Source organism: Streptomyces sp. 378 (assembly GCF_030124145.1).
GTDB lineage: Bacteria > Actinomycetota > Actinomycetes > Streptomycetales > Streptomycetaceae > Streptomyces.
Genome location: NZ_JASKMS010000017.1, coordinates 23,708 through 45,540, shown reverse-complemented (window position 1 = coordinate 45,540; position 21,833 = coordinate 23,708). Strand labels below are relative to the sequence as shown.

23 protein-coding genes are annotated in these 21,833 nt (G+C 70.5%); 4 read left to right on the top strand and 19 right to left on the bottom strand.

The annotated features are described in order from the left end of the window. Nucleotides 1–23: 23 nt before the first annotated feature. The 4 genes from QNO09_RS22590 to QNO09_RS22575 all read right to left on the bottom strand — a co-directional run bounded on the left by QNO09_RS22590 (nt 24) and on the right by QNO09_RS22575 (nt 5,738). Nucleotides 24–665, bottom strand: a complete 642-nt coding sequence (locus QNO09_RS22590) for a GntR family transcriptional regulator (RefSeq protein ID WP_283972056.1) — start codon at nt 663–665, stop codon at nt 24–26. 92 nt (nt 666–757) lie between these two features. Next, nucleotides 758–2,341: a TROVE domain-containing protein gene (locus QNO09_RS22585; protein WP_283972055.1), complete on the bottom strand. Its 1,584-nt coding sequence runs from the start codon at nt 2,339–2,341 to the stop codon at nt 758–760. Nucleotides 2,342–2,685: 344 nt separating this feature from the next. Beyond that, entirely contained in the window at nt 2,686–4,140 is a 1,455-nt protein-coding gene (locus tag QNO09_RS22580) for an alkaline phosphatase PhoX (protein ID WP_283972054.1), read from the bottom strand. A 179-nt stretch (nt 4,141–4,319) separates the two neighbouring features. Then, the gene (locus tag QNO09_RS22575) at nt 4,320–5,738 is read right to left on the bottom strand and encodes a hypothetical protein (protein WP_283972053.1); all 1,419 of its coding nucleotides are present in this window, start codon (nt 5,736–5,738) and stop codon (nt 4,320–4,322) included. Nucleotides 5,739–6,049: 311 nt separating this feature from the next. Here QNO09_RS22575 and QNO09_RS22570 point away from each other — a divergent pair, with 311 nt between their 5' ends. Beyond that, nucleotides 6,050–7,879 carry a DUF8508 domain-containing protein gene (locus tag QNO09_RS22570; protein WP_283972052.1) on the top strand — a complete coding sequence of 610 codons (1,830 nt, stop codon included), beginning with the start codon at nt 6,050–6,052 and terminating at the stop codon, nt 7,877–7,879. A gap of 53 nt (nt 7,880–7,932) precedes the next feature. Here QNO09_RS22570 and QNO09_RS22565 read toward each other — a convergent pair whose 3' ends face one another. The 3 genes from QNO09_RS22565 to QNO09_RS22555 form a co-directional block, all read right to left on the bottom strand. After that, complete coding sequence (locus QNO09_RS22565) at nt 7,933–8,619, bottom strand: antibiotic biosynthesis monooxygenase (RefSeq protein WP_283972051.1); 687 nt, start codon at nt 8,617–8,619, stop codon at nt 7,933–7,935. Nucleotides 8,620–8,821: 202 nt separating this feature from the next. Then, on the bottom strand, nt 8,822–9,187 hold the full coding sequence (locus QNO09_RS22560) for a DUF3618 domain-containing protein (protein WP_283972050.1): 366 nt from the start codon (nt 9,185–9,187) through the stop codon (nt 8,822–8,824). Then, the gene (locus QNO09_RS22555) at nt 9,184–9,603 is read right to left on the bottom strand and encodes a phage holin family protein (RefSeq protein ID WP_283972049.1); all 420 of its coding nucleotides are present in this window, start codon (nt 9,601–9,603) and stop codon (nt 9,184–9,186) included. Before QNO09_RS22555 ends, QNO09_RS22560 begins: the two co-directional genes overlap by 4 nt. A gap of 225 nt (nt 9,604–9,828) precedes the next feature. On the opposite strand from QNO09_RS22555, the gene dapA reads away from it, so the two are divergent. Continuing rightward, on the top strand, nt 9,829–10,725 hold the full coding sequence (gene dapA / locus QNO09_RS22550) for a 4-hydroxy-tetrahydrodipicolinate synthase (RefSeq protein WP_283972048.1): 897 nt from the start codon (nt 9,829–9,831) through the stop codon (nt 10,723–10,725). 116 nt (nt 10,726–10,841) lie between these two features. Here the strand turns inward: dapA and QNO09_RS22545 are convergent, their stop codons facing one another. The 4 genes from QNO09_RS22545 to QNO09_RS22530 form a co-directional block, all read right to left on the bottom strand. After that, the gene (locus tag QNO09_RS22545) at nt 10,842–11,072 is read right to left on the bottom strand and encodes a hypothetical protein (protein ID WP_283972047.1); all 231 of its coding nucleotides are present in this window, start codon (nt 11,070–11,072) and stop codon (nt 10,842–10,844) included. Nucleotides 11,073–11,185: 113 nt separating this feature from the next. Then, nucleotides 11,186–12,175 (bottom strand): 2,3,4,5-tetrahydropyridine-2,6-dicarboxylate N-succinyltransferase, encoded by a 990-nt coding sequence (gene dapD / locus QNO09_RS22540; protein WP_234850925.1) that lies wholly within the window; start codon nt 12,173–12,175, stop codon nt 11,186–11,188. 148 nt (nt 12,176–12,323) lie between these two features. Further along, complete coding sequence (locus tag QNO09_RS22535) at nt 12,324–12,860, bottom strand: TetR/AcrR family transcriptional regulator (protein WP_283972046.1); 537 nt, start codon at nt 12,858–12,860, stop codon at nt 12,324–12,326. Continuing rightward, the gene (locus QNO09_RS22530; RefSeq protein WP_349636982.1) at nt 12,860–13,180 is read right to left on the bottom strand and encodes a DMT family transporter; all 321 of its coding nucleotides are present in this window, start codon (nt 13,178–13,180) and stop codon (nt 12,860–12,862) included. Before QNO09_RS22530 ends, QNO09_RS22535 begins: the two co-directional genes overlap by 1 nt. A gap of 180 nt (nt 13,181–13,360) precedes the next feature. Here QNO09_RS22530 and QNO09_RS22525 point away from each other — a divergent pair, with 180 nt between their 5' ends. Then, nucleotides 13,361–14,200: an AbfB domain-containing protein gene (locus tag QNO09_RS22525; protein ID WP_283972045.1), complete on the top strand. Its 840-nt coding sequence runs from the start codon at nt 13,361–13,363 to the stop codon at nt 14,198–14,200. Between the two features lie 59 nt (nt 14,201–14,259). Here the strand turns inward: QNO09_RS22525 and QNO09_RS22520 are convergent, their stop codons facing one another. From QNO09_RS22520 to QNO09_RS22485, 8 genes are all read right to left on the bottom strand, one after another. After that, nucleotides 14,260–14,592: a metal-sulfur cluster assembly factor gene (locus QNO09_RS22520; RefSeq protein ID WP_028809645.1), complete on the bottom strand. Its 333-nt coding sequence runs from the start codon at nt 14,590–14,592 to the stop codon at nt 14,260–14,262. After that, nucleotides 14,589–15,059: a Fe-S cluster assembly sulfur transfer protein SufU gene (gene sufU / locus QNO09_RS22515; RefSeq protein ID WP_033310795.1), complete on the bottom strand. Its 471-nt coding sequence runs from the start codon at nt 15,057–15,059 to the stop codon at nt 14,589–14,591. Before sufU ends, QNO09_RS22520 begins: the two co-directional genes overlap by 4 nt. Nucleotides 15,060–15,074: 15 nt before the next feature. Beyond that, a complete protein-coding gene (locus tag QNO09_RS22510; RefSeq protein WP_283972044.1) occupies nt 15,075–16,331 on the bottom strand; it encodes a cysteine desulfurase in 1,257 nt (418 codons plus the stop codon). Beyond that, nucleotides 16,328–17,113, bottom strand: coding sequence for a Fe-S cluster assembly ATPase SufC (gene sufC / locus QNO09_RS22505; RefSeq protein WP_283972043.1), 786 nt, complete (start codon nt 17,111–17,113; stop codon nt 16,328–16,330). The genes QNO09_RS22510 and sufC overlap by 4 nt, the downstream gene beginning before the upstream one ends. A gap of 7 nt (nt 17,114–17,120) precedes the next feature. Then, entirely contained in the window at nt 17,121–17,438 is a 318-nt protein-coding gene (locus QNO09_RS22500; RefSeq protein WP_073721582.1) for a non-heme iron oxygenase ferredoxin subunit, read from the bottom strand. Then, the gene (gene sufD, locus QNO09_RS22495) at nt 17,435–18,619 is read right to left on the bottom strand and encodes a Fe-S cluster assembly protein SufD (protein WP_283972042.1); all 1,185 of its coding nucleotides are present in this window, start codon (nt 18,617–18,619) and stop codon (nt 17,435–17,437) included. The genes QNO09_RS22500 and sufD overlap by 4 nt, the downstream gene beginning before the upstream one ends. Nucleotides 18,620–18,705: 86 nt before the next feature. Continuing rightward, nucleotides 18,706–20,127, bottom strand: coding sequence for a Fe-S cluster assembly protein SufB (sufB, locus tag QNO09_RS22490; RefSeq protein ID WP_062926168.1), 1,422 nt, complete (start codon nt 20,125–20,127; stop codon nt 18,706–18,708). Beyond that, the gene (locus QNO09_RS22485) at nt 20,124–20,846 is read right to left on the bottom strand and encodes a helix-turn-helix transcriptional regulator (protein ID WP_283972041.1); all 723 of its coding nucleotides are present in this window, start codon (nt 20,844–20,846) and stop codon (nt 20,124–20,126) included. Before QNO09_RS22485 ends, sufB begins: the two co-directional genes overlap by 4 nt. Before the next feature lie 160 nt (nt 20,847–21,006). Here QNO09_RS22485 and QNO09_RS22480 point away from each other — a divergent pair, with 160 nt between their 5' ends. Continuing rightward, a complete protein-coding gene (locus tag QNO09_RS22480) occupies nt 21,007–21,801 on the top strand; it encodes an AAC(3) family N-acetyltransferase (protein ID WP_283972040.1) in 795 nt (264 codons plus the stop codon). Nucleotides 21,802–21,833: the final 32 nt, after the last annotated feature.

Sequence of the window (21,833 nt, the reverse complement as noted above, 5' to 3'; positions counted from 1 at the left end):
GTCCTCCCTGAGTCGGGTCCGTCTCAGTCGGCGAGCTCTTCGAGCCCCCGCCAGATCTCCGCCGTGACGTGGACCGCCCCGGCCACGTCGCCGGCCGCGCAGGCGTCGATCAGCCGCTCGTGCAGCCCGGCCGAGCGGCAGCTGCCGCCCTCGCCGAAGCGCCGTCGCTCCAGGCGGCGGATGAGCGGGGTGTAACGGGCGACGGTCGCGGCGGCCGCGCGGTTTCCGCTCACGCGGACGAGGACGTCGTGCAGTTCGTCGTCGGCACGCAGCGCCGCGTCGACGTCCCCGGCGCCCACGGCAGCGGCGAACCGTTCGTTGGCGGCGCGCATCGCGGCGATGTCCGCGGCATCCAGCCGGGGCACGGCGGCCCGCGTCACGAGTTCGTGCAGGGCTCCGACCACGGCGGCGGCGTCCCGCACGTCGGCGGCCACCAGCGGGGTCACGCGGGTGTAGCTCTGCGGTTTGCTCTCCAGCAGCCCCTCGTCCACCAGGCGGGAGAACGCCTCCCGCACCGGCGCCCGGGACAGGCCGAGCAGCTCGGCGAGTTCGGCGTCCCGCACCACTGCGCCGGGTTCGATCTCTCCGGCCACGATGGCGTCCCTGATCGCCGCGTACGCCCGGTCCCGGAGCAGGGTGCGGGGTACGGGCCGGATGGCCTTCATGAATTGAAATGTTAGATGTCAGTCCACCGTTCAACAAGGGGCGCGCACAGAACCGTGGCCCGCACTCCCCACGCGGTGCGGGCCACGGTCGGTCAGGCCACCCAGGGCCAGTCGGCGTCCCGGGAGGCCTCGATCAGCGGAACCATCCGGAAGGCCGCGTCCGAGAGCCCCCCGAACGTGTGCCGGTCGCCCTTCCCCGACGGGCCGTGGCCCGCGCGGTAGCCGGCGAGGTTCCAGGTGTAGACCGGTACGTCCGCCGGGATCTGCTCGGTCGGGTCGCCCCGGTGGTGGTGCGTGTACTGCTCGTCGGTGACGATCAGCACCCGGTCGTGCTTCTTGTAGTGCCGGCGCACGGCCTCCGTGGTGTCGGTGCCGCCCAGGTCGCCGAAGCGGTCGAGGATCTTCAGCACCGACTCCCCCGCGCGGAACGCCACGCGGTCGCTCGTCGAGCCGAACTGGACCAGGTCCGCGCGCTCCGCCCGCAGCGCCAGCGCCGTACCGAAGATCGCCGCGGCGTCGGCGCGGGTGAGCTCCGAACGGTCGGACAGCCGCGACCAGAACATCGAGCCCGAGCGGTCGACGAGCACGAGCGTCCGGCCGGGCAGCGCGGGCACGTTGGCCAGCGAGTGGCCCAGCGCCCGCTCCAGGGCGTACGACCAGCGCAGCGACGGCGCGTGCCGGTACGCGGCGAGGTACCGGAAGGGGAACTGCCGCGAGCGTGCGACCTCCGCCGGGTCGCTGATCCGCGCGGCGACCCGCTCGGCCACCTCGTCCGAGACACCGGCCTCGTCGAAGTTCCGCAGGTTCCGCACCAGCGCCATGGTGCCCATGGAGGGGATCACGGCCTCCCAGGCCGCCTTGTCCATCGGCCCCTGCGACCAGCCCGCCAGTGCCTCCCACGTCATCCCGGCCGCGGCCAGCCGCTGGGCGCCGCCCTCGGCGGTCACGACCGCACGCCGTTCCCCGACGGGCAGCGCCATCAGTTCGCGGTGGGCCGCCAGGACGGGGTCCGACGCGGGCGGTACGGCGGTGTCGGGGTGGTGGCGGCGGTCGAGGGCGTAGCGGAACAGCTCGCCCTGCCACGGCTTGTCGGGGTCCGGCGCCGCGTGCACGAGGTTGAGGACGTCGCCGAAGCGGTAGCCCTTGGAGGCGGTGTCGTACTTCAGCAGTGCCTTGCCGTGGTAGAGCCGGCGCACGGCGTCGGCGATGCCGCGCTTGACCGGCTTCGGCACGTTGCGGCCGTACAGGGCGGTCCAGTACGCGAGCAGTTCGCCGGGCTCGTCGGGCCGCTGCAGGACGGAGGTGACGACCTGCCGGTTGGACGGGCCGTCCTCGGCGCCCGCGTCCAGACGGGCCTTGACGTACTCGGCGGCGCCGACGAGCGAGGCCGTGCGCAGGTTGCCCGCGCCGCGCAGCCAGCCGAGCAGGCCGGCCGTCCACTGAGGGTCGGTGACCGCGAGCTCGCCCACGAGCTTCGCGAAGCGGTCGTCGCGGTCGCCGCCGGTCTCGTAGAAGGTCCGCTGGGTGACGAAGTGGGAGACGGCGAGCAGGAAGAGTTCGGAGCGGGCGTCGCGCTCACGGCCCCGGCCGCCCTCGTAGGTGCGCAGTACACGCCCGGTGGACGTCACACGCGAGACGGGACGCGCGCGGGCCGCCTTGGAATTGAATCGCGCCATGGTGAATTCCCCCGAATTCATTCGTGTTTCGGAGGAGACGCTGCATGCGGGAAAAGAGGTGGGTGCCCGAGAACAGAAGTCGGCGACGGACTCATTCAGATGCTCTACCCACTTGAGCTACAGCGACCCGAAGTCGCTGACGGGACTCGAACCCGCAACCCTCTGATCCCAGGAAGTAGCCGTTGCCTTCGCACCGGGCACCCACCACATGCTGCGCCTCCCGAGATCAAGTCGGCGGCGGCGTCGGATTCTTTACAAGAGAAGTAGCCGCTGCCATCGCACCGGGAGGTGCGTGACGTTGTGATCTCACTGTAGGAGGCGCGAGTCCGGGACTGCGACCGAATTTATGACCGCTTCTGGCGCTTCCAGGGGCCGGTGATGGCGAGCAGGATGCCGGGCTTCTGGATGTTGGCGTAGAGGGTCCGGCCGTCGGGCGAGAAGGTGATTCCGGCGAACTCGCTGTATTCCGGCTCGTCTTCGGTGCCGACGTTCAGCTCGTTGCGGGCGATCGGGTAGGTGCGGCCCCTGTCGGTGGCCCCGAGCAGGTGCTGCACGCCTTCGCCGTCCTCGGCGATGACCAGGCCGCCGTACGGGGAGACGGTGATGTTGTCGGGGCCGTCGAACGCACCGTCCTGGGACGGGTCGGGGTTCACTCCGAGCAGGACCTTCAGGGTCAGCGTGCGGCGCCTGGGGTCGTAGAACCACACCTGGCCGTCGTGCTGTTCCGGGCTCTCCGCACGGGCGAAGGAGGAGACGATGTAGGCGCCGCCGTCGCCCCACCACATGCCCTCCAGCTTGCGGGCGCGGGTGACCTCGTCGTCCTTGAACTGCTTGCGCACGGGGACGGTGCGGGCGTCGCGGTCGGGTACGTCCACCCAGTCGACGCCGTAGACGGTGCCGATCCTGGTGGCGCGGGACAGGTCGTCGACGAACGTACCGCCGGAGTCGAAGCACTTGGGCGCCTGGAGGACACCGGCGTCGTCGGCGAGCCCCCGGAACGTCCCGGGGCCGTACGCGAAGCCGCGGGGCGGGGTCCAGCGGAAGAAGAGGCCGTTGGGGCCCGCGGCGTCCTCGGTGAGGTAGGCGTGACCGCGCTTGGGGTCGATGACGACGGCCTCGTGGTCGTAGCGGCCGAAGAACTTCAGCGGCTTGGGGGCGCGGTTGGCCCGCCGGTCGCAGGGGTCGACCTCGAAGACGTAACCGTGGTCCTTGGTCATGCCGTTGACGCCGGCCTTGTCGGAGTTCTCCTCACAGGTGAGCCAGGTGCCCCAGGGGGTGACACCGCCCGCGCAGTTGGTGGAGGTGCCGGCGATGCCGACCCACTCGGCGACCCGTCCGTCGGGGCGCACCTCGACGACGGTGCAGCCGCCGGCCGCGGCCGGGTCGTAGACGAGGCCCTCGGTGAGCGGCACCGGGTACGTCCACTTGGCGCGCGGTCCCTTCAGCTCGTGGTTGTTCACGAGCAGGGTGGTGCCGCGGGGTCCGTCGAAGGCGGCGGTGCCGTCGTGGTTGGACGGCGTGAACTCGCCGGACTCCAGCCTGGTCTTGCCGCTGTGGGTGATGACCCGGTACGTGAAGCCGGCGGGCAGGGCGAGGATGCCCTTCGGGTCGGGTACGAGCGGCCCGTAGCCGACTCGGTGCCGCGCGTCCGCCGCCTCGTCCTCCGCGCTGTCGGTGTCGGTGTCGGTGGAGGCGAGGGCGTTCGGCGCGGTGGCGAGGGCGCCGACACTGCCCGCCAGAGCGACACCGGCACCGGTGATCGCGGAGTTTCTGGCGAAGTCCCTGCGGGTGAGCGACATGGTGTCTCCTGTGACGGTGAGGATGCCGTGGAGGGTGGCGGACCTCGTTCGCCGAAACCGTGTCGCTCACATGTGAACGCGGGTTGAACACCGCCCCAAGGGGCGCGGGCCTGTTCTCATACGCGGCTCCGCCGCGCGGGCGCGACCGGCCACAACGGCGCCGCACCCGCCGGGAACGCTCAGCCCCCTTGCTGTGACCGCGCCTTGAACGCGGCCTTCCGCGCTTCCTTCGCGACCTTCTTGTCGGGGTGCAACCGCCCCATGGCCTCCAGCACATCGGCGGTCGCGGGGTGATCGACCCGCCACACCGCCGCGAAGAACCCGTCGTGCTGCTGCGCGAGCCCCTCCACGAGCGCCCGCAGCTCCTCGGAGTTCCCCTCCGCGGCGAGCTGCGCGGCCACCGTGTCGATGGTCAGCCAGTACACCATCGCCTCGGACGGCGCGGGCACGTCCCTCGCGCCGTGCTCGGTCAGCCACACCCGGGCGAGCCCGCCCAGCTCGGCGTCGTCGAGCACCTCGCGCAAAGCGGGCTCGGCCGACGGCCCGACGAGCGACAGGGCCTGCTGACACCGCAACCGCCGCAAGGGTGCCCCGGCGTCCGAACCGCGGGCCGCCGCCAGCAACTCCCGTGCCGCGACGAGGGGTTCCCGACGCTGCAGCCACTGCTCCGTCTCGGCCTGCGCGGCGCCGGGAGGGAACTCCGCCGTGCCGTCGAGCAGCGCGTCGGCCCCCTTGTCGGCGAGGTCCCCGACGGCCGGTGCGTCGAACCCGGCCTCCAGCAGCCGGGCGCGCAGGCCGTACAGACCGAGCGGGGTGAGCCGGACCATGCCGTAGCGGGAGACGTCGGTGTCGTCGACGGGTGCCGCGGGCTCCTCGTCGACGTCGGCCATGAGCGCCTCGTCGACGGGCTGGTACTCGACGAAGCCCACCGGCTCCAGCATCCGGAACTGGTCGTCCAGCCGCATCATCGCGTCGGAGACCTGTTCCAGGACGTCGTTGGTGGGCTCGCCCATGTCACTGGGCACGATCACCGAGGCGGCCAGCGCCGGCAACGGCACCGGGGCGCCACCGGGAGCGTCCCCGGCGGCGGTGAGCAGATAGAGGTTGCCGAGCACGCCGTCGAGGAACTCGGCCTCGGCCTCGGGGTCCCAGTCCAGGGCGGAGAGGTCGACCTCGCCGTCCTCGGCCAGGAGTCCGTCGAGATCGGGCACGCTCGCGTCGGCGAGCACGGTCTCCAGGGCGGCGAGCCACACGGCGAGCACGTCCTGCGGCGCACCACCGGTGAGCAGGGCCAGGTCCTCACCGGCCGTCACGGTGCCCTCCTGCTCGTCGACGACCTCGACGAGCCCGGCGTCCACGGCGACCCGCCACGCCTCGCTCGCGTCTGCGGCGGCGTCGTCCCCGCTCAGCCCGAGCGCCTCGGCGGCTGCGGGCAACTGCTCGTCGACAAGCCCTCCCCCGGCGTCGACACGGGTGTCCGGCCCGGCCCAGCGGGCGAGCCGGGCGGCCCGGGACAGCAACGGCGTGGACAGTGCGTCGCGCGCCAGCTCCGCTTCGGTGTGCAGCCGCACCGGCGGCAGGGGGGAGCTGTCTGACATCGGCTGTTCTCCTAGGGCGCCTTCATACGACTCAGCCGCTCAGCCTAGACGGATTTCCACCCATGCCGCCCACTTCATCTGCCCGTCAGCCGCCGTACATGGCCGAAACCTTGACAAGTGACATGAACAGGCTGGAGATTGACGCGCGTAGAAGTCGGCGGACACTTGTTCACCGGGCCGGCCCCACCCGTTCCGTCCGTCCCCTTCCTCTACGCGCGTCACCGCATCGCCCCACAGGTGGCGACAGCCAGCCAGTCCACACGTGTCCGCCCTCGTCCCGGCGCTCTGTCACGTCCCCGGAGGGAACCCCGTTGCCGAGCAAGTCGTCCGCGCGCCTCGCCGCGCTCACCGTCGCCGCCGCGTGCTCCGCGGCATCCACGATCGTCCTCACCAGCCCCGCGCACGCGGAATCGGTCCGCGTCCACGACATCCAGGGCAGCACCCGCATATCCCCGTACGCCGGCCGGCAGGTCACGGACGTGGCCGGAATCGTCACCGGCATCCGGGGCTACGGCTCGTCCCGCGGCTTCTGGATCCAGGACCCGAACCCGGACGCCGACCCGGCGACCAGCGAGGGCGTCTTCGTCTTCACCGGCTCCGCGCCGAAGGGTGTCGCCGTCGGTGACTCCGTCACGGTCAGCGGCACGGTCGCGGAGTACGTCCCCGGCGGCGCGGCCTCCGGCAACCAGTCGCTGACGCAGATCACCAAGCCGACGACCACGGTCGTCTCCAGCGGCAACGCGCTCCCCGCCGCCACGGCGATCACCTCGCGCTCGGTCCCCGCCGCCTACGCGCCGACCGGTGACGCCGCCGCGAACGGCTCGATCAACGCGCTGCCCCTCAAGCCCTCGACGTACGCTCTGGACCACTACGAGGCGCTGGAGGGCATGTCCGTCCGGGTCACCGACACACGCGTCGTCGGCGCCACGACCCCGTACACCGAGCTCTGGGTGACGGTGAAACCGCACGAGAACCGCAACCGCAACGGCGGCACGGTCTACGGCTCCTACAACGGCCAGAACACCGGCCGCCTCAAGATCCAGTCCCTCGGACCGACGGCGGACTTCCCCAAGGCGAACGTGGGCGACACCCTCACGGGCAGCACCGCGGGACCTCTGGACTACAACCAGTTCGGCGGGTACACCCTGGTCGCGAGCGAGCTGGGCACCCTGAAGAGTGCGGGCCTGCAGCGCGAGACGACCCGCAAGCAGCGCTCCTCCGAACTCGCGGTCGCCACCTACAACGTCGAGAACCTCGATCCGACGGACGACACGTTCGCCGCCCACGCCTCCGCGATCGTGAACAACCTGAAGTCGCCGGACATCGTGTCCCTGGAGGAGATCCAGGACAACAACGGCGCGAACAACGACGGCACGGTCGCGGCCGACCAGACGCTGACCAAGCTGATCGACGCGATCGCCGCGGCCGGCGGCCCGACGTACGACTGGCGTTCGATCGACCCGGCCGACGGCGTCGACGGCGGTCAGCCGGGCGGCAACATCCGCCAGGCGTTCCTGTTCAACCCGGAGCGGGTCTCGTTCACGGACCGCGCGGGCGGCGACGCCACGACGGCCACCGACGTGACGAAGATCCGCGGCAAGGCCCGTCTGACGCTCAGCCCGGGCCGCATCGCCCCTGCCGACGAGGCCTGGGAGAACAGCCGCAAGCCGCTGGCCGGCGAGTTCGTCTTCCGCGGCCGCACGGTCTTCGTGATCGCCAACCACTTCGGCTCCAAGGGCGGCGACCAGGGCCTGACCGCTCAGTACCAGCCCCCGTCCCGCAGCTCCGAGACGCAGCGGCACCAGCAGGCCACCCTGGTGAACGCCTTCGTCAAGGACATCCTCGACACCCAGAAGAACGCGGACGTCATCGCGCTGGGAGACATCAACGACTTCGAGTTCTCGCGGACCACGCAGCTCCTGGAGGGTCGCGGCGAACTGTGGTCGGCGATCAGATCCCTGCCGCGCGGCGAGCGTTACTCCTACGTCTACCAGGGCAACAGCCAGGTCCTCGACCAGATCCTGATCAGCCCGTCGATCCGCCGCGCCTGCGACTTCGAGTACGACAGCGTGCACGTCAACGCGGAGTTCCACGACCAGATCAGCGACCACGACCCGCAGATCCTGCGTTTCCGCCCGTGACACCTGTGCGGGGCCGGCCGGACCGCCGGTCCGGCCGGCCCCGCACACACCGATCAGTCCGGCACCAGCCCCAGAGCGTGCTCGTACCGGCTGCCGGTGCTCCCCTTCATCCCCGCATACGCCCGCACCCGCTCCCACGCCTCGCTCGCCGGGGCGGCCAGCGCCCGGTCATAGGCCTCGCCGCTCTCCCACTCGGCGTAGTTCAGCACGTGCCCGCCATCCGTACTGAGATGGAAGTGCGCGGAGACCAGCCCGGCGTGCCCCTTCGGGTCGCCGTCCATGGCCTTCGACACGAGGTCGACCCATTCCTCGCGGCGCCCTTCCATCCCGCTCTCGAAGTCGACCCGCACGGTCACGATCTGACCCGGCGTCCGTGTGTCCCCGGCAGCGCGCTCCCGGCTCCGGTAGCGCCGGTACCGCCCGAGTCCGACCCGCTCGATCCCCGGCACGGCGGTGTCGATCTCGTCCACGCGTTCCTGCCGGTGGACCTTGACGAAGGACTCGTAGGCCTGTTCGCCGGTCCACTGCGAGTAGTGCATCAGGGTGGACCCGTCGTCCCCCACGTACACGTGATACGCCAGCAGATCCCCGGCCGGCCAGGGCCGCCGCTCCCAGGTACGCCCGATGGCCTCCACGGTCTGCCACTGCCGCTCGGGGGTGCCCACCCGCCAGGTGCTGAAGAAGGGGGCACCGGCACGCGGGTCGGTGAGGTCGGGGTGCTGCTCGGTTCGACGGCTCATGAACACTCCAGTCGTAGCGCCGGTCACGAACACACCCCACCTTTCAACCTCGACCAAACTTGAGGTCAAGAGGGTGCCGTGCACGGCGTCCTACCGGAGCGAGCGGATCCGGCCCAGCGGCGCGCGGGCGCGGCAAACCCGCACGCACGCCGGTGACCGAAACCCGCACCGCGAAGGGGCACTCTCACGCGGAGCACTCCCTTCATCGATACCCGTGCGCATGCCTCCAACGCAACACGCCGACCGCCACCACGGCCCCCGCCGCCCCGGCCACCAGCACCGGCCCCGGGTTCCGCATCCCCGCCTGGACAACGGTCCGCACGGGGCGCGGCCCGGTATGCGTCGCCTTGTCGTGCACCGTGTGTCCCGCCTGCGCGGCCGTGCTGCGCAACTGCACCGTCATCGCCCCGGCCTTGTCCCGCAGATCGGCCGCCCGGGCCAGCGCACGCCCCTTCACGTCCGCCTTCCCCGTCAGCTCCTCCACGGTGTTGCCGAGCGCACTGCGCGTCCGCTCGATCTGCCGCCGCAGCTCATCGGGCCCCTTCGCCCCACCCGTCACGTCCGTCATCGATGCGCCCTCTCCTTGATCTCCTCCACGTCCGCCCTGACACTGCCGAGAGCCTTCTCGGGCGTGGGCGGTGCGGCCTTGCGGAGCTGCCCCCGCCCCATCACGGCCAGCACCCCCGCGATCACGAACAGCACCGCCGTCACGATTAGCGCCGCGGCCCAGACGGGCAGCACCAGCGAGAGCGCGGCGACACCCGTACCGGCCAGGGCGAGCAGCCCGGCGTATCCGACGGCGCCTGCCGCCCCGAGCAGCCCGCCGCCCCGCCCGGCCCGCCGCCCCTTCTCGGCCAGCTCCTCCTTGGCGAGAGCCACTTCCTGCCGTACGAGGGTGGAGAGCTGCTCCGCGGCCTGCCCGACGAGCTCGCCCACGGAGTGGCGCTCCTCGTGCACGGCCCGGTGATCCATGGTCCCGGTCACGTGTTCCGCCTCCTCTCGAAGTCAGGGAACACCCGGGTACCCGGACGGCCCGCCCGCTACCCCCGCGCTCCCTCGATGCTCCCCGGCCTGCGACAGCGCGGTCCCGGCGAAGGACTTCGGGCGCACAGTCCCACCGATCCTCCACCACGCACTGAACCAAAACTTACGGATATCCGTAAGCAGAATTAAGTGGAGCTACACAATCGGCGGACCCACACTGCCCCCATGACCTCACCATCCGCGCCCCTCTTCCGCCGCGCTCTCTGCGCCATGATCACTCCCTTCACGCCCTCCGGCACCCTGGACCTCGACGGCGCCCAGCACCTCGCCGCCCAGCTGGTGGCCAACGGCTGCGACGGCCTGGTCCTCTCCGGCACGACCGGCGAGTCGCCCACCACCACGGACACCGAGAAGTCGGCTCTCGTCGCTGCCGTGAGAGAGGCGGTGGGTGACCGCGCGAAGATCGTCGCCGGCATCGGCACGCCCGACACCCGGCACACCGTCGAACTGGCCAAGGAGGCGCAGAAGGCGGGCGCGGACGGCCTCTTGGTGGTGGCGCCGTATTACAGCAGGCCCCCGCAGGACGCGGTCGAGGCCCACTTCCGGGAGATCGCGGACGCCTGTGAACTCCCGCTCATGCTCTACGACATCCCGGCCCGCACCGGCATCCGCATCGAACCGGAGACGATCCTCCGCCTCGCCGGACACCCCGGGATCGTCGCGGTCAAGGACTGCTCGTCCGACTTCCTGGGCGCCCAGAAGGTACTGGCCCGCACGGACCTGGCGTACTACGCGGGGTGCGACGAACACAACCTCGCGCTGTACGCCGTCGGCGGCACGGGTTACGTCAGCACGGTCGCGAACGTGATCCCGGCCCGTCTCCGGGCCGTCCTGGACGCGTTCGACGCGGGCGACACGGCCCGGGCGGCCCGCCTCCAGCACGAGGCGACGCCCCTCATCGAGGCGATCATGGCCGCCGGCCTGCCGGGCACCGTCACGGTCAAGGCACTGCTGAACGCCCTGGCCCTCCCGGCGGGCCCGGTCCGCGCCCCCCTCCGGCCCGCCGCCCCGGCCACCACCGACACCCTGCTGTCGCTCCACGCGGCGCTCACCGGGGCCTGATCACGCTTGATGTGGCGCGGCACGGGAACGGAGGGCGGTCCGGACGGGACGGAGCAGACAGGACGGCCCGCGCCGCAGTCGCCTGCGGTACGGGCCGTCCCGTCTGCTCTGTACGCTCAGTTCCAGGCGTACCCGTCGCCGAACAGCAGCGTGTGCTCCAGCACGTCCTCCGCCGGGTCGTCGATCTGACCGACGTTGACGTTGATCAGACCGACCCGGTGGCCGTTGTGCGAACCCGTGTTGGTCTCGTCGGCGTGCGCGGCCCCCGCAGGCAGCCAGCACACCGCCAGCGCCACGACCACCCCGGCCAGCCGGCGTGCCACGGCCCGCCCACCATCGTTCCTCATGCCCCGGTCCTCATTTCGTCGGTTCGGCTTCTGATCGGACACTGCGTCCACCCGTTCATCTGCCAAAACCATCGCGAGGTCACGCCGGGTCATCCGTACGGGACAGCCGGAGGTCAGTTGTGGCTGTGCAGGATCTCGTTCAGGCCGCCCCACACCGCGTTGTTCGGCCGGGCCTCGACCGTGCCGGTGACCGAGTTGCGGCGGAAGAGGATGTTGGAGGCACCGGACAGCTCGCGGGCTTTGACGATCTGGCCGTCGGGCATGGTGACACGGGTGCCGGCCGTGACGTACAGACCGGCCTCGACGACGCACTCGTCGCCGAGGGCGATGCCCACGCCCGCCTCCGCGCCGATCAGGCAGCGCTCGCCGACGGAGATGATGACGTTGCCGCCGCCGGACAGCGTGCCCATCGTGGAGGCGCCGCCGCCGATGTCCGAGCCGTCGCCGATCACGACACCGGCGGAGATGCGGCCCTCGACCATCGAGGTGCCGAGCGTGCCGGCGTTGAAGTTGACGAAGCCCTCGTGCATGACCGTGGTGCCCTCGGCGAGGTGCGCGCCGAGGCGGACCCGGTCGGCGTCGGCGATCCGGACGCCCTTGGGGGCCACATAGTCCGTCATGCGCGGGAACTTGTCGACGGAGGTCACCTGGAGGTGCAGACCCTCGGCGCGCGCGTTCAGCCGGACCTTCTCGAGGTCGTCGACGGCGACCGGGCCGAGCGAGGTCCAGGCGACGTTGGCGAGGAAGCCGAAGATGCCGTCCAGGCTCTGGCCGTGCGGCTTGACCAGGCGGTGGGAGAGGAGGTGCAGACGCAGGTAGGCGTCGTGCGCGTCGATCGGCTTCTCGTCGAGCGAGGCGATGACCGTGCGGACCGCGACCACCTCGACGCCCCGGCGGGCGTCCGGGCCGATCGCCGCGGTGGCGCCACCGCCGAGCAGCTCCGCGGCCCGTTCGGCGGAGAGCCGCTCGGTGCCGGACGGGCCGGGCTGGTCGGCCAGCTCGGGCGCGGGGAACCAGGTGTCCAGAACGGTGCCGTCGGCAGCGATCGTGGCGAGGCCGGCGGCCACGGCGCCGGTGGTGCGAGGAGCAGTCGTGTCGGTCATGAGGGCAACCTAACCGGCCGGGGCGCGTCGGGGCTAACCCGGGCGCGGGGCGTCTCAGGGTGCGAGCCACCCCCGCTGGGCGGCGAAGAAGTTCACGGTGGGTCCGGCAGGTCGCAGGACCGTCGTACCGGTCCGCCGCCCCGTCACCTCACGGGATCACCCGGCGCAGCACCTCGCGCGCGTAGGCCTCGTCGTACGGTGCCTCCGTGAGCAGCACCTGCAGGCAGATTCCGTCGAGCAGCGCCACCAGGGCCCGGGCCGTCACCGGGTCGGTACGCCGGGACAGCAGTTCGGCGACGTCCTCGGCCCACTCGGCGGCGACGGGCCGCAGGGCGGGCCGGCGCAGGGCGGCCAGGTAGAGCTCGTACTCCAGCTCCACCCCCGTACGGTCGCCCGCGAGCCACTCCCCCACCCACGCGGCGAGTTCGGCGGCCAGGTCGGTGCGGGGGTCCTCCAGGCCGCCCCGGGAGGCGACCACCTTGGCGAAGCCCTCGTTGGCCTGCCGCAGCGCGGCGACGAGCAACTCGTCGAGGGTCGAGAAGTGATACGTCGTCGAGCCGAGCGGGACGTCCGCCTCGGCGGCGACCGTGCGATGGCTCAGCCCGGCGATGCCCTTCTGCCCCACCACCCGGATCGCCGCGTCGATGATCCTCTGCCGCCGCTCGGGGTCGTGCCGCCGGGGCATCAGTGGGCACCGCCCAGGTTCAGCACCACGACTCCCAGGATGATCAGCGCGATCCCGGCGGCCTTGGCCACGGTCATCCCCTCCCCGAGGAAGACGATTCCGATCGTGGCGATGGCGGCGGTGCCGACGCCGGCCCAGATCGCGTAGGCCGTGCCGACCGAGACGGTTTTCAGCGTCTGGGCGAGGAGCCCGAAGGAGAGGAGGTAGCCGAGGACCGTCAGCAGCGACGGCGCGAGCCTGCTGAAGCCGTCGCTGTACTTCATGGCGGTGGTCGCACCCACCTCGGCGGCGATGGCCGCGGCCAGGAGCAGATAACCCATGCGTACGAGCGTACACATCAGATGTACGGCCGTACATAACGCGACCCTGGATATCGATGAGAAATCGCTCTCACAAAACGCGTCCCAGCCGCCCCACAGGTCCACTACGGTGTCACCGATCACACACCGGGCCACCACAACTGCGCCGCCGTCAAGGGTGCCCCGCCGGAGGAACAGCGCATGTCAGAACAGAAGTCCCGGCCGCCGCAGGACCGCCCCTGGGAGAGCGGCTGGGCACCGGACACCACCCGGGCACCGGGGACCCGGCGGCTCTGGCTGGCGGGCGCGCTGGCCCTGGCGACGATCACCGCGTGCGCCACGGCCGTCACCGTGATGAACAGCGAGTCGGGCGAGCCGGAACACCGGGCGGCGCAGCCGAGCACCCTGAGCAGTTCGGCCCCGGGCGGTCTGATCTCCTTCGCGACCCCTTCCAAGGGCGGCTCCGAGGAGGCCGGTGCGGGCCGCGTCCACTCGTCTCCCAGCCCCACCCCCACCTCCGTGGCGCCCAGCGCCGCCCCGAGTCCGGAGCCCGTGAAGAAGGCTCCGAAGCCGCCGAAGGCGTCCTCCGGCTCGTCGAAGCCCCCGAAGACGCCGGCCTCGCACGGCACCTCCATACGCTCGGTCAACTTCTCCGACCGCTACTGGCGGGTGCGCGACGGCTACGTGCGGCTGGACCGGATCGGCTCAGGCCCCGAGCAGCGCGAGGACGCCACCTTCCAGCGCGTCACCGGCCTCGCCGACTCCTCCTGCTACTCCTTCACCACCGCCGACGGCCGCTATCTGCGCCACCGCAGCTTCGTCCTGGTCGCGAACAACGACGACGGCTCGTCCCTCTTCCGCCAGGACGCCACGTTCTGCCCCCGCTCCTGGTCCCCGTCGGGCGCGCTCGCGCTGGAATCGGTCAACTACCCCGGCCGTTTCCTGCGCCACCGCGACTTCCGGCTCCGCCTGGACCCCTACGAGAACAGCCACCAGTACCGCTCGGACGCGTCGTTCCGGATGGTGGCCGGGCTGAGCTGAGCACGTACAGGAGGGCGGCACCCCGAAAAGGGTGCCGCCCTCCTGTGTGTCCGTGGATCTCAGACGTTGAACCCGAGAGCCCGCAGCTGCTCCCGCCCGTCGTCCGTGATCTTGTCGGGGCCCCACGGCGGCATCCAGACCCAGTTGATGCGCAGCTCGCTCACGAGGCCGTCGGTGGCGGACTTCGCCTGGTCCTCGATGACGTCCGTCAGCGGGCAGGCCGCCGAGGTCAGCGTCATGTCGAGCGTCGCGATGTTCGCGTCGTCGATGTGGATGCCGTAGATCAGGCCCAGATTGACGACGTCGATGCCCAGCTCGGGGTCGACGACGTCGTACAGCGCCTCGCGGACCTCTTCTTCCGAGGCCGGCTTCATCTCAACGGTCTCGCTCATGCCGTCGTCTCCTTCTCGGCGTCGGCTCCGCCCAGCACCTGGGCCGTAGCGTCCTTCCAGGCCATCCAGCTCAGCAGGGCGCACTTCACCCGGGCCGGGTACTTGGACACCCCGGCGAACGCGACCGCGTCCTCCAGGATGTCCTCCATCGCGTCGTCGGGTTCGAGCTTCCCCTTGGACTGCATGAGTTCCAGGAAGGTCTCCTGGATCTTCCGCGCGTCGGAGAGGTCCTTGCCGACGAGGAGGTCGTTCAGTACGGACGCGCTCGCCTGGCTGATCGAACAGCCCTGGCCCTCGTACGAGACGTCCTCGATCGTGGTGCCGTCGTACTTCACACGCAGTGTGATCTCGTCACCGCACGTCGGGTTGACGTGGTGCACCTCGGCGTCGCCATCCCGCAAGCCCCGCCCGTGCGGGTTCTTGTAGTGGTCCAGGATGACTTCCTGGTACATGGAGTCCAGTTTCACCGTTCAGCACGCCCCTCAGCCGAAGAAGTTCCGTACGTGCTCCAGGCCGTCGACCAACGCGTCGATCTCGGCCGGCGTGGAGTACAGATAGAACGACGCTCGCGTGGTCGCAGGAATTCCGTACCGCAGGCAGACCGGCCGGGCGCAGTGGTGCCCGACCCGGACCGCGATGCCCTGCTCGTCGAGGACCTGGCCCACGTCGTGCGGGTGGATGTCGCCGAGCGTGAAGGAGATCGCCGCGCCGCGCTCCTCGGCCGTGGTGGGGCCGATGATCCGCAGGTCGGGGACTTCCAGCAGCCGCTTGACGGCGTACTCGGTGAGCGCGTGCTCGTGGGCGAGGATCTTGTCCATGCCGATCGCATCGAGGTAGTCGATCGCCGCGCCGAGACCGACCGCCTGGGCGATCGGGGGCGTGCCCGCCTCGAACTTGTGGGGCGCCGGGGCGTAGGTCGAGGAGTGCATCGACACCGTCTCGATCATCTCGCCGCCGCCGAGGAACGGGGGCAGGTCCTCCAGCAGCTCCTGGCGGCCCCAGAGGACGCCGATGCCGGTCGGACCGCACATCTTGTGGCCGGTGAAGGCCACGAAGTCGGCCTGGAGGGCCTGGACGTCCAGCGGCATGTGCGGCGCGGCCTGGGAGGCGTCGATGCACACCAGCGCACCGACCTCCTGGGCGCGGCGCACGATCGCCTCGACCGGGTTCTGGGTGCCGAGGATGTTGGAGACCAGCACGAAGGAGACGATCTTCGTCTTCTCGGTGATGACCTCGTCGATGTTCGACAGGTCGAGGCGGCCGTCGTCGGTCAGGCCGAACCACTTCAGCTTCGCGCCCGTGCGCTGCGCGAGCAGCTGCCACGGCACGATGTTGGAGTGGTGCTCCATCTCCGTGATGACGATCTCGGTCTCGGAGTCCACGCGGTAGGGCTCGTCGGCCCAGCCCAGCATGTTCGCCACGAGGTTGAGCGACTCCGAGGCGTTCTTGGTGAAGATCACCTCGTCGCGCGAGGGCGCGTTGACGAACTCCGCGACCTTGTCGCGCGCGCCCTCGTACAGCGCCGTGGCCTCCTCGGCGAGCACATGCACACCGCGGTGGACGTTGGCGTTGTAGCGCTCGTAGTACTCGCTCAGGGCGTCCAGCACCTGGCGCGGCTTCTGGCTGGTCGCCGCGTTGTCCAGGTACACGAGCTTCCGGCCGTCGTGGACCTGGCGGTCCAGGATGGGGAAGTCCTTGCGGATCGCCTCTGTGTCGAGGAGGCCCGGCAGCTGTGTCACGCGGATACGCCACCCTTCGTGTCGGCTGCGTCCTGCTTCGCGTAAGCCTCGTAGCCCTCGTTCTCCAGCTTGTCGGCGAGCTCGGCGCCACCGGACTCGACGATGCGGCCGCCGGAGAACACGTGGACGAAGTCGGGCTTGATGTAGCGCAGGATGCGCGTGTAGTGCGTGATCAGCAGGGTGCCGACCTCGCCCGTCTCGCGGACGCGGTTCACACCCTCCGACACGACGCGCAGGGCGTCGACGTCCAGGCCGGAGTCGGTCTCGTCGAGGATCGCGACCTTCGGCTTGAGCAGCTCCAGCTGGAGGATCTCGTGACGCTTCTTCTCACCGCCGGAGAAGCCCTCGTTGACGTTGCGCTCGGCGAAGTCGGGGTCCATGTTGAGACGCTGCATGGCCTCCTTGACCTCCTTCACCCAGGTGCGGAGCTTGGGGGCCTCGCCGCGGACGGCGGTGGCGGAGGTGCGCAGGAAGTTCGACACGGAGACACCCGGGACCTCGACCGGGTACTGCATCGCGAGGAACAGGCCGGCGCGGGCGCGCTCGTCGACGGACATCTCCAGGACGTCCTCGCCGTCGAGCAGCACGGTGCCGCCGGTGATCGTGTACTTGGGGTGACCCGCGAGGGAGTAGGCGAGGGTCGACTTGCCCGAGCCGTTGGGGCCCATGATGGCGTGCGTCTCGCCCTGCTTCACGGTGAGGTCGACGCCCTTGAGGATTTCCTTCGTACCGTTCTCGACCTCGACGGTGACGTGCAGGTCTCGGATTTCAAGCGTTGCCATGGGTGCCTCAGGACTCCTGGGTGAGGGAGACGAGCACGTCGTCCCCTTCGATCTTTACGGGGTATACGGGGACGGGGCGCGTCGCCGGAAGGCTGTCGGGCTTGCCCGAGCGGAGGTCGAAGCGCGAGCCGTGCAGCCAGCACTCGATGTGGCAGTCGTCGACCTCGCCCTCGGCGAGCGAGACGTTCGCGTGCGAGCAGATGTCGTGGATCGCGAAGACCTCGCCCTCGGTCCGCACGACGGAGATCGGCGTGCCGTCGAGTTCCACCCGCTTGGGGGTGTCCTCCTCCAGCTCGCCCGCTCCACAGACGCGTACGAAGGTCATGCGACCGACGCCTCCAGCTCCTCTTCGATCTTGGTGAGGAGGCGCTCCTCGATGTCCGGGACACCGATCTGCTGGACCAGTTCGGCGAAGAAGCCGCGGACCACCAGGCGACGGGCGTCGATCTCGGGGATGCCGCGCGCCATCAGGTAGAAGAGCTGCTCGTCGTCGAAGCGGCCGGTGGCGGAGGCGTGGCCGGCGCCGACGATCTCGCCGGTCTCGATCTCCAGGTTCGGCACCGAGTCGACCCGCGCGCCGTCCGTGAGGACCAGGTTGCGGTTCATCTCGTACGTGTCCGTGCCCTCGGCCTTCGCCTCGATGAGCACGTCGCCGATCCAGACCGCGTGCGCGTCGTCGCCCTGCAGCGCGCCCTTGTAGACGACGTTCGACTTGCAGTGCGGGACGTTGTGGTCGACCAGGAGGCGGTGCTCCTGGTGCTGGCCCTTGTCGGTGAAGTACAGACCGAAGAGCTCGGCCTCGCCGCCGGGGCCGGCGTAGGCGACGCGCGGGTGCAGCCGGACCAGGTCGCCGCCGAAGGTGACCACGAACGACTTGAAGGTGGCGTCCCGGCCGATCAGCGCGTTGTGCTGGCCGACGTGCACGGCCCTGTCGTCCCAGTCCTGGACGGAGACGACGGTCAGCTTGGCGCCGTCGCCGAGGACGTAGTCGACGTTGGCGGCGAGCACCGCGTCACCGGTGTGGTCGATGACGACCACGGCCTCGGCGAAGGCGCCCAGCTCGACGACCTGGTGGGCGTAGGCGGTCCCGCCCTCGCCGTGCACGGCGACACGGATCGGCTCGGTGAGGACCGTCTCCTTGGGGACGGTGATCACGCCGGCCTTCTCGAACGACGAGTACGCCTGGGCGGCGACCCGGTCCACCGGGGTGCCCGCCCGGCCGAGGCGCGCGTCGTCACGGCCGACGGTCTCGACGACGACACCCTCGGGCGCGTCGATCTCGACCTTCAGGCCGTCGCCGGTGGCGACGGCGGTCCCGTCGTGCAGCCCGCGCAGCCGCTCCAGCGGGGTGAACCGCCACTCCTCCTCGCGGCCGTGGGGGACCGGGAAGTCCGCCACCTCGAAGGACGCGGGTGCGCTCATGCGTGTGGCGACGGTCGACTCCGCGGCCACCGCGATCTGGCCCGCGGTGGTGGACCCCACGGGGATGTTCTGAGCCTCAGCCATGGCTGTCGGTCTGCTCTCTTTCTACGTCAGTTGCGATCCTCGGCCCGCCCTGAGGGGCGGGCCAAGCTGCTGGAACGGGCGGCGGGTCAGCCGACCGCGCCTTCCATCTGCAGCTCGATCAGCCGGTTGAGCTCGAGGGCGTACTCCATGGGCAGCTCCTTCGCGATGGGCTCGACGAAGCCGCGCACGATCATCGCCATCGCCTCGAACTCGCTCAGACCACGGCTCATCAGGTAGAAGAGCTGGTCCTCGGAGACCTTGGAGACGGTCGCCTCGTGCCCCATGGACACGTCGTCCTCGCGGACGTCCACGTACGGGTACGTGTCCGAGCGGGAGATCGTGTCGACGAGGAGCGCGTCACAGAGCACGTTGGACTTGGAGCCGTGGGCGCCCTCGCCGATCTCCACCAGACCACGGTAGGAGGTACGGCCGCCACCGCGGGCGACGGACTTCGACACGATGTTCGACGACGTGTTCGGCGCCATGTGGACCATCTTGGAGCCGGCGTCCTGGTGCTGGCCCTCGCCCGCGAAGGCGATGGACAGCGTCTCGCCCTTGGCGTGCTCACCCATGAGGTAGACGGCCGGGTACTTCATCGTCACCTTGGAGCCGATGTTGCCGTCGATCCACTCCATGGTCGCGCCCTCGTAGGCGACGGCGCGCTTGGTGACCAGGTTGTAGACGTTGTTCGACCAGTTCTGGATGGTCGTGTAGCGGCAGCGGGCGTTCTTCTTGACGATGATCTCGACGACCGCGGAATGCAGCGAGTCCGACTTGTAGATCGGGGCGGTGCAGCCCTCGACGTAGTGCACATAGGCACCTTCGTCGACGATGATCAGGGTCCGCTCGAACTGGCCCATGTTCTCCGTGTTGATGCGGAAGTAGGCCTGGAGCGGGATCTCCACGTGCACGCCCGGCGGCACGTAGATGAAGGAGCCGCCCGACCACACGGCGGAGTTCAGCGACGCGAACTTGTTGTCGCCGACGGGGATGACGGTTCCGAAGTACTCCTTGAAGAGCTCCGGGTGCTCCTTCAGCGCGGTGTCGGTGTCGAGGAAGATGACGCCCTGCTCCTCCAGGTCCTCGCGGATCTGGTGGTAGACGACCTCCGACTCGTACTGCGCGGCGACACCGGCGACGAGGCGCTGCTTCTCCGCCTCGGGGATGCCGAGCTTGTCGTACGTGTTCTTGATGTCCTCGGGCAGGTCCTCCCAGGACTCCGCCTGCTTCTCCGTGGAGCGCACGAAGTACTTGATGTTGTCGAAGTCGATGCCGGAGAGGTCCGAGCCCCAGTTCGGCATGGGCTTCTTCTCGAACAGGCGCAGACCCTTGAGACGGAGCTTGGTCATCCACTCCGGCTCGTTCTTCTTGGAGGAGATGTCCCGGACGACGTCCTCGTTGATACCGCGCTTGGCAGAGGCGCCGGCCGTGTCGGAGTCGGCCCAGCCGTACTCGTACTTGCCCAGGCCCTCGAGCTCGGGGTGGGCAGTCTCCGTGGGGAGAGTCATGCGGGGTTCCTCCCGGCCGTGCTTGCAGATGCGTTGTGGGAAATCTTGGGGATGAACGTCGTGCAGACGCCGTCGCCGTGCGCGATGGTGGCGAGCCGCTGTACATGCGTACCGAGCAGCTCCGCGAAAAATTCCGTCTCCGCCTCGCAGAGCTGCGGAAACTGCTCGGCGACGTGGGCGACCGGGCAGTGGTGCTGGCAGAGCTGTTCACCCAGCTGGGGGTGGGGCGCGCTGCGCGCCGTGGCAGCGTACCCGTCGGCGCTCAGGGCCTTGGCCAGCGCTTGGGTCCGCTTCTCGGGCGGGGCCGTCTCGACCGCGCGGCGGTAGGCGCCCGCCTGCGCGGCGATCCTGGCGCGGGCGAAGGCCGCGATCGCCTCGTTGCCGCCCTCGCGGTCGGCGATCCAGCGCAGGGCGTCCGTCGCGAGCTTGTCGTACGACTGGTCGAAGGCGTCCCGTCCGCAGTCCGTCAGGGCGAACACCTTGGCCGGCCGGCCTCGGGTGCGCGCGCCGTACACCCGCTGCTCACGCGCCTCCACGACACCGTCGCCCGCGAGGGCGTCGAGGTGCCGGCGCACGGCCGCCTGGGTGAGGCCCAGCCGCTCGGCGAGCTCGGCGACGGTCGAGGGGCCGTGGTCCAGGATGGACCGCGCGACGCGGTTGCGGGTGGACCGCTCCCCGGTCGCCAGCTCCTCGTGCGGTGCCTCGCCGACGTTTTTCACAACGCCATTGTTGCGTAATTCCTTCGGACCGGGCAAGCCACCCGCGTCCATCCGGCGGTGCCCTACGTCACTTAGGCATACCTAATCTGACCTGCGGAAACGATCTCTGATCGATCAAACCGGTGGCATGGGGCAGCCGCTTCGGGGACACTCCGGAACCATGCCCACACCCCCTCCGACCGGCCCTCTTGTCACCCGCGAGACGCTCCGGACGCAGCTCGGCGAGCTCGGCGTACGCACCGGCGAGACCCTCCTCGTGCACTCCTCGCTCAGCGCCCTCGGCTGGGTCAACGGCGGCCCCGTAGCGGTGGTGCGAGGACTGCTCGACGTCCTCGGCCCGGAGGGGACCCTCGTGGTCCCCACCCAGACCGGTGACCTCTCCGACCCGGCCCTGTGGAGCAACCCGCCCGTGCCCCCGCAGTGGTGGACGGCCATCCGCGCCACCATGCCCGCCTACGATCCGCGGATCACGCCCGCCCGCGGGGTCGGCGTCGTCCCGGAGACCGTGCGCACCTGGCCCGGCGCGCTGCGCAGCGCGCATCCGCAGACCTCGTTCGCGGCGCTCGGCCCGCGCGCGGCGGACATCATCGACGGGCACGCGCCCGACTGCCGTCTCGGCGAGCGCAGCCCGCTGGCGAAGCTGGAGGCGATGGGCGCGCGCGTGCTGCTGCTCGGCGCCGGCTACGCCTCCTGCACGAGCTTCCACCTCGCCGAGTACCGGATACCCTCCCCGCGCGTCGCGGTGGGCCGGCCGGGGCCGGACGGCTGGGAGACCGTGACCGAGGTGTCGATCAGCTCGGACCGTTTCGACGAGCTGGGCTACGACTTCGAACGGGACCGCCCCGTCGTCCGCGGCAGGGTGGGCGCGGCCGAGGCGCGGTTGTTCCCGGTGGCGGAAGCGGTCGCCTTCGCCGAGCGGTGGCTGGCGGTCCACCGGCCGCGTGAGGAGGAGTAGCCGCACCCCGCGGTCCGGGCCACCGCGCGCGT

Bases quoted from the DNA above. Each gene is read 5' to 3' on its own strand.
- QNO09_RS22520 (WP_028809645.1), bottom strand. From the start codon at position 14,592: ATGAGCGAGACCGTTGAGATGAAGCCGGCCTCGGAAGAAGAGGTCCGC.
- QNO09_RS22575 (WP_283972053.1), bottom strand. From the start codon at position 5,738: ATGTCAGACAGCTCCCCCCTGCCGCCGGTGCGGCTGCACACCGAAGCG.
- QNO09_RS22535 (WP_283972046.1), bottom strand. From the start codon at position 12,860: ATGCCCCGGCGGCACGACCCCGAGCGGCGGCAGAGGATCATCGACGCG.
- QNO09_RS22530 (WP_349636982.1), bottom strand. From the start codon at position 13,180: ATGGGTTATCTGCTCCTGGCCGCGGCCATCGCCGCCGAGGTGGGTGCG.
- QNO09_RS22480 (WP_283972040.1), top strand. From the start codon at position 21,007: ATGCCCACACCCCCTCCGACCGGCCCTCTTGTCACCCGCGAGACGCTC.
- sufD (WP_283972042.1), bottom strand. From the start codon at position 18,619: ATGGCTGAGGCTCAGAACATCCCCGTGGGGTCCACCACCGCGGGCCAG.
- QNO09_RS22525 (WP_283972045.1), top strand. From the start codon at position 13,361: ATGTCAGAACAGAAGTCCCGGCCGCCGCAGGACCGCCCCTGGGAGAGC.
- QNO09_RS22545 (WP_283972047.1), bottom strand. From the start codon at position 11,072: ATGAGGAACGATGGTGGGCGGGCCGTGGCACGCCGGCTGGCCGGGGTG.
- dapD (WP_234850925.1), bottom strand. From the start codon at position 12,175: ATGACCGACACGACTGCTCCTCGCACCACCGGCGCCGTGGCCGCCGGC.
- QNO09_RS22560 (WP_283972050.1), bottom strand. From the start codon at position 9,187: ATGACGGACGTGACGGGTGGGGCGAAGGGGCCCGATGAGCTGCGGCGG.
- QNO09_RS22590 (WP_283972056.1), bottom strand. From the start codon at position 665: ATGAAGGCCATCCGGCCCGTACCCCGCACCCTGCTCCGGGACCGGGCG.
- QNO09_RS22500 (WP_073721582.1), bottom strand. From the start codon at position 17,438: ATGACCTTCGTACGCGTCTGTGGAGCGGGCGAGCTGGAGGAGGACACC.
- dapA (WP_283972048.1), top strand. From the start codon at position 9,829: ATGACCTCACCATCCGCGCCCCTCTTCCGCCGCGCTCTCTGCGCCATG.
- QNO09_RS22565 (WP_283972051.1), bottom strand. From the start codon at position 8,619: ATGAGCCGTCGAACCGAGCAGCACCCCGACCTCACCGACCCGCGTGCC.
- QNO09_RS22585 (WP_283972055.1), bottom strand. From the start codon at position 2,341: ATGGCGCGATTCAATTCCAAGGCGGCCCGCGCGCGTCCCGTCTCGCGT.
- QNO09_RS22580 (WP_283972054.1), bottom strand. From the start codon at position 4,140: ATGTCGCTCACCCGCAGGGACTTCGCCAGAAACTCCGCGATCACCGGT.
- sufB (WP_062926168.1), bottom strand. From the start codon at position 20,127: ATGACTCTCCCCACGGAGACTGCCCACCCCGAGCTCGAGGGCCTGGGC.
- sufC (WP_283972043.1), bottom strand. From the start codon at position 17,113: ATGGCAACGCTTGAAATCCGAGACCTGCACGTCACCGTCGAGGTCGAG.